We start from the raw sequence: 17686 nt of genomic DNA on the forward strand, positions 1-17686 counted from the left end.
TCTTTGGAACGGCTCCGATTTTTTCTGTAACGCATTTGCCTCTGTTCGGAGGAAGCGGAGCTGCTTCGCAAACATAGTCTTGCTTAGGATTCGGTCTATGCTTGCGAAGCAGTTCGGCTGTTTCCAATCGAGCCTTTTCGAGCCTTGCTGCTTATCCTTGTTTGAATTAGTTCAGGAGGTGTGCCATGCTTCGCTATTTGCTGCGTCGTTTGGGTTATATGGTAATTACCTTGTGGCTGGTTGTTACCTTCACATTCGTGTTGATGAAAAACTTGCCAGGGGATCCGTTCGGGGAAGAATCGCAAAAATTGACGCCCGAGCAAAGAAAGCTGCTCTATGCTCAATACGGTCTGGATCAGCCGATCTGGCAGCAGTATCTGAAATACATGAATAACGTGATCCACGGTGATTTGGGCGTGTCCTTCCAGTTCCCGACGCGTAAAGTCACGGAGATTATTCATCAAGCATTCCCGGCTTCGCTGGAGCTCGGCTTGTGGGCGCTCGGGATTGCCATTACGGTCGGATTGATTCTCGGCATTATTGCAGCTTTGAATCATAACAAAGGCCTCGATGTCACGGCGATGTTTACGGCAATTGTCGGGATCTCAATTCCATCATTTGTTCTAGGACCCTTGCTGTCTTATTTTATCGGGGTGAAGGCGAGTTGGATAGGGCTGCCTCCGGGGATGTGGACAGGGGCTTCATCCAGGATACTGCCTTCCATCGCCTTATCGTTCGGTACGATTGCCATCCTTGCTCGGCTCATGCGGACGTCCATGCTGGACGTGCTAAATCAGGACTATATCAAAACGGCGAAAGCCAAAGGGTTGTCCCAGTCGGCCATCGTTTTTAAACATACAATCCGAAATGCAATTCTTCCGGTTGTCACCGTGCTGGGGCCCGTATTTGTCGGTTTGATCACCGGTACGCTGATTGTAGAGCAAATTTTCGTCGTACCGGGATTAGGGAAGCACTTTGTCCAATCGATTTATTCCAACGATTACACCATGATTACAGGATTGACCATTTTCTATGCGTTTATTCTTATCATCGTGCTCTTTATTACCGATGTCATTTACGGTTTGATCGACCCGCGCATTCGTTTGGTTAAGGGAGGTAGCAAATAATGCAGATGTCCAAAGACCTGTTCCAGCCGGTTGTCCGAGAGCAAGTCGGCCGGGAAACTGTCGTTCGCCCTTCCATCAATTACTGGCAGGATGCGTGGAGAAGGCTCAAGAAAAACAAGCTGGCCATGTTCGGCATGACAACGCTTGTCATCTTGATTTTGCTTGCTACGTTCGGACCGATTTTTTCGAGCTACGATTACGCTACGCAAAACTACGATATCAAAAACTTGCCGCCTTCCGCGGCGCACTGGTTCGGAACCGACGATTTCGGCCGTGACCTGTGGGTGCGCGTATGGTGGGGAACAAGGATTTCACTTGCCATCGGGATTATTGCCGCGCTGCTTGACCTCGTATTCGGAGTAATTTACGGGGGCGTTTCGGCCTACTACGGAGGCCGGGTGGACGATATCATGCAGCGTATTATTGAAGTCATTCACTCTATCCCGTTTCTGCTGATCTCGATCCTGCTGATCATCGTTATCGGTCCGGGCTTCATGACGATCATCATCGCTTATGCCATCACCGGCTGGGTGCCAATGGCGCGGCTGGTCCGCGGTCAAGTTCTGACCTTGAAGGAGCAAGAGTACGTGCTTGCGGCCAGAACGCTGGGCGCAGGAGGCGCGCGCATTATTTTCCGCCATTTGGTACCGAATGCGCTCAGCTTGATCATCGTGCAAATTACGTTTATCGTTCCTTCGGCCATTTTCGTCGAAGCGTTCCTGAGCTTTATCGGCCTCGGAATCCGCGTGCCGCTTGCTTCGCTCGGATCGCTGCTGTCCGACGGTGCCAACTCGATTCGTTATTTCCCGCACCGGGTTATTTTCCCGACGATTGTTTTCAGCTTGATCCTGATGAGCTTCAACCTGCTCGGTGACGGCCTTCGCGATGCGCTCGATCCGAAGATGAGGAAGTAAGGAGGGTGCCAAAATCATGAGCAATAATATATTGGAGGTTCGCGACCTCAGAGTATCGTTTCGCACCTATGCCGGTGAAGTGCAAGCCGTTCGTGGCGTTTCCTTCGACCTCAAGAAAGGGGAAGTGCTCGCCATCGTAGGCGAATCCGGCTGCGGTAAATCGGTGACGGCCCAAACGATTATGCGGCTCATTCCGACGCCTCCGAGCATAATCAAGAGCGGATCGATCAAATTCGACGGCAAAACGGAAATTACTAAAATTTCAAATAAAGGAATGGAAAAAATCCGCGGCTCCGAAATGGGGATGATTTTCCAGGACCCGATGACTTCGCTCAACCCGACGATGACGATCGGGAAGCAAATCACCGAAGGGCTCGTTAAACATCAGGGCTTAAGCGCAAGCGAAGCGCGGAAGCGTGCAGTCGAGATTTTGAAAATGGTCGGCATTTCCAATCCGGAAGGCCGGATCAGCCAATATCCTCACGAATTTTCGGGCGGGATGCGCCAGCGCGTCATGATTGCGATTGCGCTTGCCTGCAATCCGAAGCTGCTTATTGCCGACGAGCCGACGACTGCTCTTGACGTGACGATCCAAGCGCAAATTATCGAACTGATGAAGAAGCTGTCCGAGCAGACGCATGCCTCGATTATCGTGATTACGCATGACCTCGGGGTCGTTGCGGAGATGGCGCAGCGCGTCATCGTCATGTACGCCGGCAAAGTCGTAGAGCAGGGCACGGTTGACGAGCTGTTCTACGATTCGAAACATCCGTATACCTGGGGCTTGCTTCGTTCCGTTCCGCGTCTGGACCAAGACAAGGATGGCGAATTGGTGCCGATTCCGGGGACGCCGCCGGATTTGTTCGCCCCGCCGAAAGGCTGCGCTTTTGCAGCGCGTTGTCCTTATGCGATGAAAGCCTGTCTGGAAGTCGATCCTGAGCATACGAAGCTTTCCGAGACGCATTCGGCGGCCTGCTGGCTCCTGCATCCCGATGCGCCTAAAGTAGAGCGACCTGTAGAAGCTGGAGGTGCGGCACGATGAAGGGCAATCCGATTTTGGAAGTACGCGATTTGCAAAAACATTTTCACTTGGCCGGCGGCAAGACGTTAAAAGCCGTCGACAAGCTTAATATTTCTATCGGCCGCGGAGAAACGTTCGGCTTGGTGGGCGAGTCCGGCTGCGGCAAGTCGACGGCCGGACGCACGATCATCCGCCTATATGAAGCGACGAGCGGCGAAGTGTTGTTCAACGGCGAGAACGTGCATACGATGCGTGGAAACAAGCTGCAAGAGTTTCGACGTCATATGCAGATGGTGTTCCAAGATCCGTACGCCTCTTTGAACCCGCGGATGACGGTTGGCAAGATTATTGCCGAAGGACTCGACATTCATGGTCTTGCCGACGGTAAACAGCGCAAGCAGCGCGTTAGCGAGCTGCTTGATGCGGTAGGTCTGAACGAGGAGCATGCGAGCCGCTTCCCGCACGAATTTTCGGGCGGACAGCGTCAGCGGATCGGCATTGCCCGTGCGCTGGCTATCGAGCCTCAGTTCATCATCGCGGATGAGCCGATCTCCGCGCTGGACGTATCCGTTCAGGCGCAGGTCGTCAACCTGTTCAAGAAGCTGCAAAAAGAGCGCGGTCTGACCTACCTGTTCATCGCGCACGATCTTGCGATGGTGAAGCATATTTCCGACCGTATCGGCGTTATGTATCTCGGCAAGCTGGTCGAGGTAACGACCTCTGAGGAGCTGTATGCGAATCCGCTGCATCCTTACACGCAATCGCTGTTGTCCGCGATCCCGATTCCGGATCCGGAGGTGGAGCGCACTCGCGAGCGGATTATTCTGGAAGGCGAAATTCCAAGTCCGCTGGACCCGCCGAGCGGTTGTCCGTTCCGTACCCGCTGCCCGAAGGCGATGCCGGAATGCGCGGCAAGCATGCCGGAGTTCAAGGAAGTCCAACCCGGTCACTTTACGGCCTGCCATTTATATTAACCTTCGAAGCCTCTGCATGTGCAGGGGCTTTTTCACTATAATGAAATGATCCGATCCGTTCGCGTCACCTTTTGACGATTTCCCGGATCACGTGTAAAATAGTAATGCTTGTGTTAAATTACAAACCAGAAGCGACTTACATTTTAAAAGGAAGGGTGGCGGGCGGATTGCGGATAGAAATAATGCAGTGGGACTCCGGCCAACCTTTGGCAGGGGATTATTCCGACCATTTTGAAAAAATAAGCGCGTTTTTCGATTACAATCCTTCAGATGCCGACAGTTGGGAGGCGCGTGCGGCTTGGATCGACCGCGAGCGGATTCATGGAGCCGACCGCCGGCAGCTTGCGGAAACGCTGCGACGGTACAACGAACGGGCGGGGGCTTCGCCGGAAGCGCTTCGTTCGATCGAGCTGCTAAAGGATTCCCGTACGCTGTGTATCGTAGGAGGCCAGCAGGCCAGTTTGTTTACCGGACCGCTTCTAGTTATATACAAGGCGATTACGCTGATTCGGGCGGCCCGTGAAGCTTCGGAGAAGCTGGGGCGGCCGGTGGTGCCGATATTTTGGATTGCCGGGGAGGATCATGATTTTGACGAAGTGAACCATGCGTCGGTTCTGACGACGGATCAGCAGCTCCAGAAGATCAAGCTGCAGCATCCGACCGGCTTGCGCACCTCCGTCAGCCGGACGCCAATCTCGCCGGAGCAGTGGAGCGAGGCGCTGGCTGCCCTTGAGCAGACGCTTATGCCTACGGAGTTCAAGGAAGGGCTGATGGAAGCGCTGCGTTCGTCGACCGAGGGAGCCGTCTCCTTGACGGACAGCTTGGCGCGCCTCCTTTCCGCTTGGTTCGGACATGACGGGCTTGTGCTGGTCGATTCGGATGACCCGGAGCTGCGGCGGCTCGAAAGCCCGATGTTCCGCCGATTGACGGAGCAAAGCGGTTCAATTAACGAAGCGCTGCTTCGGGGGCAAGACAAGCTGCGGGAAGCGGGATATGTGCCGCAAGCGGAGGTTTCCGGCAATGGTGCGAACTTATTCGTTTTCGACGAACAAGGAGAGCGCATTCTGCTTTATGCGGACGGAGAGGGCGGCTACACGGACCGCAAAGGAGAACGCCGCTTCGGCCGGGAGCAGCTTTTGCAATGGGCGGAGGAGGCCCCGGAGCGGCTGAGCAACAACGTGATGACGCGGCCTTTGATGCAGGACTATTTGTTCCCCGTACTCGGAACCGTATTGGGACCGTCGGAGATCGCTTATTGGGCGCTGACGCGCGAAGCGTTTCATACAGTGGGCATGCGGATGCCGATCGTGCTGCCGCGTCTGGGCTTCACCCTTGTGGAAGGCACGATCCAGAAAAACATGCAGAAGTACGGGCTTGCCATCGGCGACGCGCTGTACCGCTTGGATGAGAAGCAGCAAGCTTGGCTTCGGGAGCAAGACCAGCTTCAACTGGAAGCTCGCTTTGCCGAGGTGAAAGAGCAATTTCGCGCCAGCTACGAGCCGTTGATCGGAGCGATAGCGGCCATTAATCCCGGATTGCAAAAATTAGGCGAAACGAATCTGGGGAAAATTATCGAGCAAATCGATTTCTTGCAGCACAAAGCGGATGACGGCCTTCGTTCGCAGTATGAGGCAGGGCTGCGGCAATTTGCCCGCATCGGGCTTTCCGTGCTGCCTGACGGCAAGCCGCAGGAGCGGGTGTATAATCCGCTCGCGTATTTGAACAAATATGGCGACAGTTGGGTGAGGGAACTCGTGGAAATGCCTTTGCCACTGGACGGGAAGCATCGTATATGTTACATGTAAATACGTAGAGAATTTATGATCCAAGGAGGACGTTACCGATGGCAAGTACGATTGACCGCAGCATTATCCGCGACATTGCGCTCGCGCCAGAAGGACATTTGAAGATCGATTGGGTGAACGCTCATATGCCGGTGCTTAACCGCATCCGCGAGCAATTCGAGAAGGAACAGCCGTTTAAAGGGCTGAAAGTCGCCATATCGCTTCACTTGGAAGCCAAAACGGCCTATTTGGCCAAAGTGGTGCGAGCGGGCGGCGCCGAAGTAACCATTTGCGGCAGCAATCCGCTGTCCACGCAGGACGACGTGTGCGCGGCGTTGGTGGAAGACGGCATTACGGTATTTGCGAAGTACAACCCGGAGCCGAAGGAATACAAGGAGCTGTTCATCAAGACGCTCGAAACCGAGCCGGATCTGATCATTGACGACGGCGGAGATCTGGTGACCATTCTCCACTCCGAGCGCAAAGACCTTCTCAAAAACGTGCGCGGGGGCGCGGAAGAAACGACGACGGGTATTCTTCGCCTGAAATCGCTGGAGAAGGACGGTCAGCTCCAATTCCCGATGGTTGCGGTCAACGACGCCTTCAGCAAATATTTGTTCGATAATCGTTACGGTACGGGCCAATCCGTTTGGGACGGCATCAACCGGACAACGAACCTCGTCGTTGCGGGGAAAACGGTCGTCGTCGTCGGCTACGGCTGGTGCGGCAAGGGCGTGGCGATGCGCGCCAAAGGGCTCGGCGCCAACGTCATCGTGACGGAAATCGACGCCATCAAAGCGGTTGAAGCTTACATGGACGGCTTTGCGGTGATGTCGATGAGCGAAGCGGCCAAGGTGGGCGATTTCTTCGTAACGGTAACAGGCAACCGGGACGTCATCCGCGGGGAGCACTACAAAGTCATGAAGGACGGAGCGATCTTGTCCAACGCCGGTCACTTCGACGTAGAAGTAAACAAACCGGAGCTGGAGGCCATGGCCGTATCCGTACGGACGGTTCGCCGCAACATCGAGGAGTATACGCTTCAAGACGGACGAAAGTTTTACATTTTGGCTGAGGGACGCCTTGTTAACCTGGCTGCAGGCGACGGACATCCGGCGGAAATCATGGACATGACGTTCGCGCTTCAGGCGATGTCCTTGAAGTACGTGAACGAGAACTACAAGCAAATCGGCCAGAAGGTCGTCAACGTGCCTTACGAGCTGGATGAGCAGGTAGCCCGCTTCAAGCTGGCTTCGCTCGGCATCGGTATCGACACGCTGACCGAAGAGCAAAAAGCATACTTGGACAGCTGGGTGGAGCATTAATCCGCATCCGGCTATCGAATCTCCCTTTGATGCAGAAGCGTCAAAGGGAGATTTTTTTAGCCACGGGACAAAACAGAATAACCGAAAAAAATCCTGCGGTCGTCTAGGGACGAAGCAGGATTTTTGGTTAGCGTGACGAATCATAACTATACAAGTGGTGGAAAGTGGGGTAAAGTGGTGGGAAAGGGGGCGACGAGTGGTGTTCATGGGGGAGTACCAACATACCGTTGACGAAAAAGGCCGGATGATCGTGCCGGCCAAGTTTCGCGAAGCCCTGGGAACATTATTCATCGTCACTCGCGGCCTGGACCAATGTTTATTCGTTTATCCCATGAACGAGTGGGCGGTGCTGGAGCAGAAGCTCAAAGCGCTGCCACTCATGAAATCTGACGCGCGCGCCTTTACCCGGTTTTTTTTCTCCGGCGCCACCGAATGCGAGTTGGACAAGCAGGGCAGGGTCAACCTGCCGAACAATCTGATCGGGCACGCCAAGCTGGAGAAAGATTGTATCGTTATCGGCGTTTCCAATCGGGTGGAGATTTGGAGCAAGTCGATCTGGGAAAACTACTTCCAGCAATCGGAGGAATCGTTCGCCGAAATTGCGGAGAAACTGGTCGATTTTAACTTTGATCTATAACCCCGGGAAAAGCCGGCGTAGGAGGAGCAGCGGGATGTTTCATCATGTGACCGTACTTAAGCAGGAAGCAGTGGAAGGATTACATATACAACCGGACGGCGTCTATGTCGATTGTACGCTTGGCGGAGCGGGGCACAGCTTCGAGATCGCCTCACGCCTCGGACCGGAGGGCTTGCTTATCGCCTTCGATCAAGACGACGCGGCGCTTGCCAATGCCAGGGAGCGGCTCGCTCCGGTTATGGACCGGGTGAAGCTGATCCGCAGCAACTTTCGCTATTTGGAGCGCGAGCTTTCCCAAGTGCCGCGTGCTTTAAGAGACGGCCGTCCGCAGGTGGACGGGATTTTGTTCGATTTGGGCGTGTCGTCCCCGCAGCTCGACGAGGCAGACCGCGGCTTTAGCTACAATCATGACGCGGAGTTGGACATGCGGATGGATCAAACGGCTCCGCTGACGGCGAAAGACATCGTCAACGATTGGTCGGAACAGGAGATTGCAAAAATTTTATTCGAGTACGGAGAGGAAAAGTTTTCGCGCCGCATCGCAGCGACAATTGCCTCAGCTCGCGCCAAGGCTCCGGTCGAAACGACGGGTCAACTTGTCGAACTGATCAAGGAATCGATCCCCGCAGCGGCAAGGCGTACCGGACCGCATCCGGCCAAGCGCAGCTTTCAGGCGCTGCGGATCGCCGTAAACGACGAACTTGGCGCCTTCGGGGACGCGCTGGAGCAAACCATCCGCTGTCTGGCCCCGGGAGGACGGGCTGCGGTGATTACCTTTCATTCCCTCGAAGACCGGATATGTAAACAAACGTTTGTCAAATATGTGGCCAAGTGCACGTGTCCACCTGACTTTCCGATATGCGTGTGCGGATCTGCCGGTATCGTTAAACTGGTGAACCGCAAGCCGATTGAAGCCGGGACGGAAGAGCTCGAAGCGAATCCGCGCGCCCGCTCGGCCAAGCTGAGAATTGCGGAAAAACTGATGAACTGAGGGGGAAAAGCATCTTGCCGGCATATATTCAAGGAAATTTAGCAGTTGAACAGCGATCCGAGAACAAAGTCAAAGTCAAGGAAAGGAAAAAGATTGTCTACCGGAACAAATCGTTGCCGGTACAAGAAAAGCTGCTCTATTTGTTTACAGTTGCCGTCTGCGTCGTCGTTGCGGGTGTGATCATCTGGCGATACGCGCAAATTTACGAGATGAGCTCGAGCATTAAAAACGTTGAGCAGAAAATTGCCCAGCTGGAAGCGGAGAACAGTGTTCTCAAGCAAAAGGTGGACGCGCTCTCCGATAATCAACGGCTTGAGGAAGAAGCACGCAGCCGCGGCTTCAGCGTAGCCGATCCGAATCTGACGAAGCCCCAGGGATCGACCAAGTCTTCAGGGCAAAGCGTCGCTTCCAAAACGCCATCAGCCGGTGGAGCCGCGTCCAAAAAAACAAAGGATCAACCCTGATCTGTCCGTTGGAATAGGGAGGATATACGATGACAAAAAAGGTAAAATTACGTTCGTTAATCATCGGAGGGGGATTCACCCTCCTTTTTGTTGTCCTGATCACCCGCATCTATTGGGTACAAGTCGTCGATGGCGCCAGACTGGTCACAGAGGTTAAAGAAAAATATTGGTCGAAGGAGAAGGAAATACTGCCGGTCCGCGGCAGTATTTTGGACCGGAACGGTAAGGTGCTTGCGGAAGATTCCCCGGCATTTACGCTGGCTCTGGTTCCACGGACGATCAAAGATAACAATAATCAGGAAGAAATTGTAAAAGGCCTGGCGGCCATTTTGTCGGCCTCCGGCGATCCGTCGAACGTCACGGCGCTGGAAGACAAGATACGCAAGCGTTTGGAAACCAAGCGGGAATGGACGTCGACGGAACAGATCGAAATCCGCAACGAAGGCTGGAAGATCGACTCGGAGAAGGCCGATAAAATCAATCAATTGGTTAAAGATCTGCAATTGAAGCTGTCGGAAAAGGAAAAGGAAAAGAAAAAGGGAAAGGAAAAGGCGGTCGGCATTGTACTTCTGCCTGAGATTAAGAGGTTTTACCCGGCTGGCCAGCTTGCTGCCCATCTGATCGGCTACAGCAACAAAGAAGACAAGCCGGTGATGGGGATCGAAGCGCAGCTCGACAGCTATCTGAAAGGCGTTAAGGGCTTTCTGAATTACGAGAAAGACCGCTTTGGCGTTGAATTGACGGGTTCGCAAAGCCGATATCAGCCGGCGGTGAACGGCAGCAACGTGCAGTTGACGATCGATAAAAATATTCAGTTTTATATCGAGAGTGCGCTGCAGAAGACGTACGACAAATGGCATCCGAAGAGCCTTACCGCGATTGCGGTCGATCCGAAGACAATGGAAATTCTCGGAATCGCGAACATGCCGACATTCAATCCCAATAAGTATGGGGAAACGAAAAATCAGTCCGATTTCCTCAATCACGCCGTCGCCTCGCAATATGAGCCGGGATCGACCTTCAAGCTTGTCACTCTGGCTGCGGCGATAGAGGAAGGCATGTTTTTTCCGGGAGACACGTACCCGTCCGGCAGAATCATTGTTGCTGACCGCGAACTCCATGACCATAACCGCGTGGGTTGGGGCAGAATTTCATACCTCGAAGGGTTGAAGCGTTCGAGTAACGTGGCTTTCGTGAAGCTGGGACTTGAGAAGTTGGGAACGGACAAGCTGCGGCAATATATCGACAAATTTGGATTCGGGGCGAAAACAGGCATCGACATTGCCGGAGAAGTGGCGGGACGGGTTAGAATGCAATACGCCCCCGAGTATGCTACAGCGACATATGGACAAGGGCTGACAACCACCATGATCCAACAAACGGCGGCATATGCTGCCATTGCGAACGGCGGTAAGCTAATGTGGCCGCATGTCATTAAGCAAATCACTAACCCGGAAACGGGCGAAGTTGTCGAGAAGTACGACCCCAAGGTTGTTCGCGACGTCGTGTCACCGGAGACGGCCAGACAGGTTAGCGAATACTTGGAACAGGTTGTGTCCGACCAGCAAATCGGAACAGGCCGGAGGGCATATATCGAAGGCTATCGTGTGGCCGGCAAGACAGGTACGGCGAACTTCGTTCTTCCCGGCCACGTAGGGTATGCGGAAGGTCGATGGATGGTTTCGTTCATCGGCTACGCCCCGCTTGAGGATCCGAAGATTCTGGTTGCAATTATGGCGGATGATCCCGATCTCGGAGGCAACTATCATCTTGGGGGCGATGTAACGGCTCCGGCCTTCAAAGAGATCGTATCGCAATCGCTGCGGAAGATGGGTGTTGCGCCGAGCGTAACTCGGGAGCAGACCTCCCAGCCGACGGAAAAAGCGTCGCAAGGCAAGATCCCGGATCTGACCAATCAGTCGTTAGACGAAGCCAAAGCGGCCATGAATAAGTTCGGCATTTCCGTCGAGCCGATCGGTCAAGGGCCGAAGGTCATCGCCCAATCTCCGCTGCCAGGTACCGAAAGCGGCGGGGCGCAGCGAATGTATGTACTAATGCAGGAAGGCGAGGATGTTCCGGTACCTAACTTGTCCGGGAAATCACTTCGCGATGCGCTGGAGGTATGCTCCTTCCTCAAGGTACGCTGCCAATCGACCGGTGAAGGATATGTGGCGGATCAGGCGCTGGAAGGCTCCGGCGAAGCGCGGGTGCTCACTCTGCAGCTGAAATCATATAAGGAGCTGCTGGAAAATCCGGTGGCGAGCAAGACGGACAAATCCGACAAGTCGGATAAATCGGGCAAATCCGATCAAACGGCGAAGAAGGATTCGTCCTCGGCCAAGACTACGGGTGACAGCGGAAAGTCGGGCGCCGACAAGAAGAACACCGACTCTGTCAAGCAAAACGCAGACGGCGGGTCCAAAAAAGCAGTATCGGCGCAGCCATAGCTTGTTCTAACCCCTGGTTGTCCTGAATAGGGATGATATGAAACGATTCTCTTTCAGGAAGGGGAAGGAGCGGGCATGAAGGCATCGAACGTAACGGTTCGCCGTCGGTTGTTCGCCGCGCTGATTGTCGGAACGGCTATTTTTCTGGCCTTGGCGGTGCGGCTCGCATACGTGCAAATCTGGCTCGGACCGGATCTGTCGGATAAAGCGGAAGATTCATGGCGACGTGACATTCCCGTCACGGCCAAGCGTGGGGAAATCATGGACCGGAACGGGGCGCAGCTCGCATACAACATAAGTTCGCCTACGGTAATGGTCATTCCGGTGCAAATTCAAGATCCCCAAGCAACGGCGGCCAAGCTGGCGGCAGCGCTGGACGCAAGTCAGGAGACGATTTACAAGCAGCTGACGACAAGAGCGTCCAGCGCCTATATCAAGCCGGCCGGCCGCAAAATCACACAGGAAAAAGCCCGGGAAATCCGCGATATGAAGCTTCCGGGTATCGTCGTGACCGAGGATAATAAGAGATATTATCCGTTCGGGAGTTTGGCAGCGCACGTGCTTGGCTTTACCGGGATTGATAATCAAGGATTGACGGGCATAGAATTGAAGTATAACCGGACATTGACCGGCATAGGCGGCAGTATCTCGTATTTGGCCGACGCCGCAGGCAAGTCGATGCCCGGATCGACCGACGAGTACAAGAAGCCACTTGATGGCCTGAACCTTCAGCTCACGATCGACAGCAACATTCAAGCGATCATGGAACGCGAGCTGGATCAGGCGATGCTCAAATATCAGCCGAACCATGTCATCGCGATTGCCATGGACCCGAATAACGGAGAGATTTTGGCGATGGGGTCGAGGCCGGGCTACGAGCCGGGTAACTACAAAGCGTATCCGGTGGAGAACTACAACCGGAATTTGCCGATTTGGATGACCTACGAACCGGGCTCCACCTTCAAGATTATTACGCTTGCGGCAGCATTAGAGGAGAAAAAGGTTAGCTTGACGGAAGGGTTTTTCGATCCGGGGGCGATTGAGGTGGCTGGCGCCCGGCTGCGGTGTTGGAAGCGAGGCGGGCATGGCAGCGAAACGTTTCAGCAAGTGGTGGAAAATTCCTGCAACCCAGGCTTCGTGGTGATGGGCCAAAGACTTGGCAAAGAGAAGCTTTTCGAGTATATTTATAACTTCGGGTTCGGAAAAAAAACGGGGATCGATCTCGGCGGTGAAGAGAACGGAATTATGTTCAAGCCGTCGCGGGTCGGTCCGGTCGAACTGGCCACCACCTCGTTCGGGCAAGGGGTCTCCGTCACGCCGATTCAGCAAATTACGGCCATATCCGCAGCCATAAACGGCGGCAAGCTGTTTAAGCCGCATGTGGCGAAGGCTTGGTATAATCCGGACACCGGAGCGCTGGTCGAGGAGATGGAGCCGGAGCTTGTGCGCCAGGTAATCTCCGAAGCGACCTCCAAGCAGGTGCGGGAGACGCTCGAGAGTGTTGTGGCGAACGGAACCGGGCGCAATGCGTTCGTTGACGGCTACCGGGTAGGAGGAAAGACCGGAACGGCGCAAAAGGTCGTGAACGGACGCTATTCCGCGAGCGAGCACATCGTCTCCTTTATCGGATTTGCTCCGGCCGACGATCCGAAAGTCGTCGTGTACGCCGCGGTCGACAATCCCCAGGGCATCCAGTTCGGTGGATTAGTTGCCGCTCCGCTTGTCAAGGGAATTATGGAGGACACGCTTCGTTATATGAAGGTTCCGCCGCGCAAAGATCAAATGGATCGCAAATATGTGTACGGCGATACGAAAATCGTTGAAGTGCCGAATCTGGTAGGCATGAGCATCACGGATATTTACGAAACCATGAATATGAATTTTCAACTGGCTAAGTCTGGCGCAGGCGGTACTGTGATCAGCCAGATGCCGAAAGCCGGAACCCGGGTGGAGCAAGGCTCGACGATCCGGATTTATTTGTCCGATGCGAGCCCGCCGGAAAGCGGCAAACCGCAGGCGCAGTGAAGGCTGACGCATCGATGAAAGTACGGTAACATTTGGGGAAATGGGCTTTTCAGCACGCATTTTTTTGTCCATAATGATACCATGTGCAAAAGACGGAGGGGGACACAACATGCAACTGAAGGAGCTGGCAGCCCAGCTTGCCGTCAGTCGGATAATCGGTGATGGTGATGCCCATATTCACGGTCTCGCGGCCGATTCGCGCAAAGTCCGGCCCGGAGATTTGTTTTTCTGCGTGCCCGGCCTGAAGACGGATGGTCACGACTATGCTGGGCTGGCGGTTGCGCAGGGAGCTGCCGCTTTGGTTGCGGAACGGGAGATTGAAGCGGACGTCCCCGTGCTGCTAGTGAAACAGGTGCGTTATGCTATGGCGGCTCTAGCCTGCCATTTCTACGGATATCCTAGCCGGGAGCTGAAGCTCATCGGCGTGACGGGAACGAACGGCAAGACGACGACGACGTATTTATTGGAAAAAATATTATCGGACCAAGGTTTTCAAACCGGATTAATGGGGAATATCCATGTGAAAATCGGAGCTGTCCGTCATCCGAACGAAAAGAACAATACGCAAGAGGCGATTGAGCTTCAGCGTATTTTACGCGATATGGCTGATGCGGGAACCGATTACTGCATCATGGAAGTTTCTTCTCACGGCCTCGACATGGGGCGGGTGACCGGCTGCCAGTTCCGTACCGGCCTGTTTACGAACTTAACGCAGGACCACTTGGATTATCACGGGACGATGGAACGTTACCGGGAGGCTAAGGGGCTGTTGTTCTCCAGGCTCGGGAACGAATTCGCGCCGGTTGCCGATCAGCGCCAGTATGCGGTGCTGAACGGAGACGATTCGGCTTCCGACTACTTTGCCAAGCATACACCGGCGCAGACGATCGTGTACGGTATAGACAATCCGGCTGCCGACGTGAGGGCAGAGAACATAGAAATAACCGCCAAGGGTACCAAGTTCCGCTGCGTCACCTATCGCGGAACGACCGAGGTGACGATGCGGCTGGTCGGCCGGTTCAACGTGTACAACGCGCTCGGCGCCATCGCCGCAGCACTGGCGGAAGGGATCGAGCTGGAGCGGATTGTCGCCAGTCTCGGCAGCATCACTTCCGTTGAAGGACGAATGGAGATTGTGGATGCAGGGCAAGAGTCTCTTGTGCTGGTCGATTATGCCCATACGCCGGACGGCTTGGAAAATGCGCTCTCAACGATCCGGCAATTTGCGGAAGGCCAAGTGTATTGCGTATTCGGCTGCGGCGGGGACCGCGACCGCGCTAAACGCCTGCTGATGGGAGGCGTGGCCGCAAAGTACAGCGACTACGTATTCGTCACTTCCGACAATCCGCGGACCGAAGATCCAGAAAGCATTCTCTGGGATATCGAACCGGGCCTTGTCGAGGCCGGCTGGGACAAAGAGCGTTACGAGCTGATCGCCGACCGCAGACAGGCCATTCAAAAAGCGATTGCCCGGGCAACCTCTAAGGATGTAGTATTGATTGCGGGAAAAGGGCACGAAACGTATCAAGACATCCAAGGCGTCAAGCATCCGTTTGACGATCGGTTGGTAGCGGAAAACGCGATAAGGGGACGGTTGCAGTGATCAGACGTACGTTGGCCGAGATTGCTGTCATGGCCGGAGGAACCTTGGCGCAAGGAACGCCCGGCGATGCCATGATTCACGGCGTTTCGAAGGATACGCGCACTCTCGCGGAGGGCAGCTTGTATGTGCCGCTGATCGGGGAGTCGTTCGACGGGCATACGTTTGCCAATGCCGCATTTGAACGGGGGGCAGCCGCAGCGCTGTGGCAGACGGACCGTCACAACCCGCCGCAGGGCAAGCCGCTGATTCTCGTGGACGATACGCTGTCGGCGCTGCAGCGTCTGGCCCAAGCCTATCGCCGTCAGCTGAAGGTACGCGTTGTCGGCATCACTGGCAGCAATGGTAAAACGACGACAAAGGATATGACGGGAGCCGTGCTGGCCACGGCCTTCCATGTGCATAAAACGGCAGGAAACTATAACAATCACATCGGTCTTCCGCTCACCTTGCTGGGGCTGGATGAGGATACCGAGATCGCCGTCCTGGAGATGGGCATGAGCGGGCGGGGCGAGATTGAGCTGCTGTCCCGGCTCGCCGAGCCGGAGCTTGCCGTCATCACGAATATCGGAGATGCACATTTGCTGCAGCTCGGCTCGCGCACCGAAATCGCACGAGCCAAAACGGAAATTTTGGCAGGACTCCAGCCCGGCGGCACACTGATCTATTACGGGGATGAGCCTCTGATTGAAGAGGTTCTGCCGGAGCTGACTCAGCCCGGACGAATGAAGGCGGGCGGATATACCAAAATCCGCTTCGGAGCGGGCGCGTCGAACGATCTATACCCTCTGGAAATGAAGATGGATGCGAAAGGAACGCATTTTGTCGTCAACACTGATCCGGGAGTTCCTTTCTATATTCCGCTGCTCGGAGGACATAATGCGGTCAACGCGCTGGCGGCGATCGCTGTTGGAAAATATTTCGGACTGGATGCGGCGCGGATGGCAGAGGGCTTGCAATCGTTGGTCGTAACCGGGATGAGGATCGAAGTGTCGCAGACGCTTTCCGGCTTGACCGTATGGAATGACGCCTACAACGCTTCCCCGACCGCGATGCGGGCCGCTCTCTCGCTTTTGCATGAGGCGACGGGCTATAGCCGCAAGTTTGCGGTGCTCGGCGATATGCTCGAGCTCGGTCCCGAAGAGGCGGAATTTCACCGGGAAGTCGGCCGTTTCGTCGATCCAGACGCGGTCGAGGCGGTGTATCTTTACGGCCCGCTTGCCCGGCATATCGCCGAGGGAGCGAGGGAGCGGTTTCCGGCGGAGCGCGTCCGGTATTTTGAAGATAAAGAAGAGCTGGCCCGCACGCTCGGTCAGGCTGCCGAAGCGCGCGACGTCGTGCTGATCAAAGGCTCGCGCGGCATGCGGATGGAGCAGGTGGCATCGTTTTTAATGCAATTGGGGGGATAGTCCGGTGGATTTTCAAATTGTCATGATCACGCTCGGCGTGGCCTTTTTGCTTGCGGTCATTATGGGACCTTTATTCATACCGCTACTTCGCAGACTCAAATTCGGGCAGCAGATTCGTACCGAAGGGCCGCAGGCGCATCTGAAGAAAGCGGGCACGCCGACGATGGGCGGGATCATCATCATGCTGGCGCTGGCGCTCGCCGTGCTGCGTTTCGGAGAAAAAAACATCGAAACGCTCATTCTTATTATCGCATCGCTTGGATACGGATTTATCGGATTTTTGGACGATTATATTAAAATTTTGTTCAAGCGCTCGCTCGGCTTGACGGCCAGACAAAAGCTGCTCGGGCAGCTCGCCGTCTCGATTATCGTATGTATCCTGCTAGTGCAGACCGGACACAACACGGACATCCGGATCCCTTATATCGGTTTTTCGTTTGATATCGGCTGGTTGTACTTCCCGTTCGTCGCTTTTCTCATGCTGGGCACGTCCAATGCGGTGAATTTCACGGACGGTCTGGACGGCTTGCTGGCCGGAACCAGCGCGATCGCATTCGGCGCTTATGCGATCATTGCTTTGAATAACTCGCAGCCGAATCTCGCGATCTTCTGTGCCGCGATGGTTGGCGCCGTGCTCGGATTTCTGGTGTTCAACGCTCACCCGGCGAAAGTGTTCATGGGGGATACCGGCTCGCTCGGCATCGGGGGAGGATTGGCGGCCGTTGCGATTTTGACCAAAGCGGAAATTTTGCTGGCACTGATCGGCGGCGTGTTCGTGGTCGAAATTTTATCGGTCATCATTCAAGTCGTCTCCTTCAAGACAAGGGGGAAGCGGGTGTTCAAAATGAGCCCGATTCATCACCATTTCGAATTGACGGGCTGGTCGGAGTGGCGCGTGGTCATTTCGTTCTGGACGGCGGGGCTGATTTTGGCTGGTATCGGACTTTATATTAATGAGGTGTTGTAGG

General features: G+C 54.8%; 14 protein-coding genes. All 14 read left to right on the forward strand.

The genetic code is table 11. The features are described from left to right. The first annotated feature begins 185 nt into the window (after positions 1 to 185). Positions 186 to 1127, forward strand: coding sequence for an ABC transporter permease (locus tag BLO51_RS08740; RefSeq protein WP_090669894.1), 942 nt, complete (start codon positions 186 to 188; stop codon positions 1125 to 1127). Beyond that, positions 1127 to 2041, forward strand: coding sequence for an ABC transporter permease (locus BLO51_RS08745; protein WP_090669897.1), 915 nt, complete (start codon positions 1127 to 1129; stop codon positions 2039 to 2041). The genes BLO51_RS08740 and BLO51_RS08745 overlap by 1 nt, the downstream gene beginning before the upstream one ends. Before the next feature lie 16 nt (positions 2042 to 2057). Then, a complete protein-coding gene (locus tag BLO51_RS08750) occupies positions 2058 to 3083 on the forward strand; it encodes an ABC transporter ATP-binding protein (RefSeq protein ID WP_090669900.1) in 1026 nt (341 codons plus the stop codon). Beyond that, positions 3080 to 4036 carry an ABC transporter ATP-binding protein gene (locus BLO51_RS08755; RefSeq protein ID WP_090669904.1) on the forward strand — a complete coding sequence of 319 codons (957 nt, stop codon included), beginning with the start codon at positions 3080 to 3082 and terminating at the stop codon, positions 4034 to 4036. The genes BLO51_RS08750 and BLO51_RS08755 overlap by 4 nt, the downstream gene beginning before the upstream one ends. Before the next feature lie 167 nt (positions 4037 to 4203). After that, positions 4204 to 5841 (forward strand): bacillithiol biosynthesis cysteine-adding enzyme BshC, encoded by a 1638-nt coding sequence (gene bshC, locus BLO51_RS08760; protein ID WP_090670061.1) that lies wholly within the window; start codon positions 4204 to 4206, stop codon positions 5839 to 5841. A 38-nt stretch (positions 5842 to 5879) separates the two neighbouring features. Then, positions 5880 to 7145, forward strand: coding sequence for an adenosylhomocysteinase (locus BLO51_RS08765; RefSeq protein ID WP_090669907.1), 1266 nt, complete (start codon positions 5880 to 5882; stop codon positions 7143 to 7145). Between the two features lie 199 nt (positions 7146 to 7344). Then, the gene (mraZ, locus tag BLO51_RS08770; protein ID WP_090670063.1) at positions 7345 to 7782 is read left to right on the forward strand and encodes a division/cell wall cluster transcriptional repressor MraZ; all 438 of its coding nucleotides are present in this window, start codon (positions 7345 to 7347) and stop codon (positions 7780 to 7782) included. A gap of 34 nt (positions 7783 to 7816) precedes the next feature. Next, positions 7817 to 8773: a 16S rRNA (cytosine(1402)-N(4))-methyltransferase RsmH gene (rsmH, locus tag BLO51_RS08775; protein WP_090669911.1), complete on the forward strand. Its 957-nt coding sequence runs from the start codon at positions 7817 to 7819 to the stop codon at positions 8771 to 8773. Positions 8774 to 8886: 113 nt separating this feature from the next. After that, positions 8887 to 9237 (forward strand): cell division protein FtsL, encoded by a 351-nt coding sequence (gene ftsL, locus BLO51_RS08780; protein ID WP_245719587.1) that lies wholly within the window; start codon positions 8887 to 8889, stop codon positions 9235 to 9237. A 29-nt stretch (positions 9238 to 9266) separates the two neighbouring features. Further along, positions 9267 to 11684 (forward strand): penicillin-binding transpeptidase domain-containing protein, encoded by a 2418-nt coding sequence (locus BLO51_RS08785; protein WP_090669915.1) that lies wholly within the window; start codon positions 9267 to 9269, stop codon positions 11682 to 11684. A gap of 75 nt (positions 11685 to 11759) precedes the next feature. Continuing rightward, on the forward strand, positions 11760 to 13709 hold the full coding sequence (locus BLO51_RS08790; RefSeq protein ID WP_090669918.1) for a stage V sporulation protein D: 1950 nt from the start codon (positions 11760 to 11762) through the stop codon (positions 13707 to 13709). Positions 13710 to 13818: 109 nt separating this feature from the next. Continuing rightward, complete coding sequence (locus tag BLO51_RS08795; protein ID WP_090669921.1) at positions 13819 to 15312, forward strand: UDP-N-acetylmuramoyl-L-alanyl-D-glutamate--2,6-diaminopimelate ligase; 1494 nt, start codon at positions 13819 to 13821, stop codon at positions 15310 to 15312. Next, positions 15309 to 16718, forward strand: a complete 1410-nt coding sequence (locus tag BLO51_RS08800; RefSeq protein WP_090669924.1) for a UDP-N-acetylmuramoyl-tripeptide--D-alanyl-D-alanine ligase — start codon at positions 15309 to 15311, stop codon at positions 16716 to 16718. The genes BLO51_RS08795 and BLO51_RS08800 overlap by 4 nt, the downstream gene beginning before the upstream one ends. Positions 16719 to 16722: 4 nt before the next feature. Continuing rightward, positions 16723 to 17685 (forward strand): phospho-N-acetylmuramoyl-pentapeptide-transferase, encoded by a 963-nt coding sequence (gene mraY / locus BLO51_RS08805; RefSeq protein ID WP_088832956.1) that lies wholly within the window; start codon positions 16723 to 16725, stop codon positions 17683 to 17685. Position 17686 lies beyond the last annotated feature (1 nt).

The sequence above is a fragment of the Paenibacillus tianmuensis genome (genome assembly GCF_900100345.1).
Classification (GTDB): Bacteria; Bacillota; Bacilli; order Paenibacillales; family NBRC-103111; genus Paenibacillus_G; species Paenibacillus_G tianmuensis.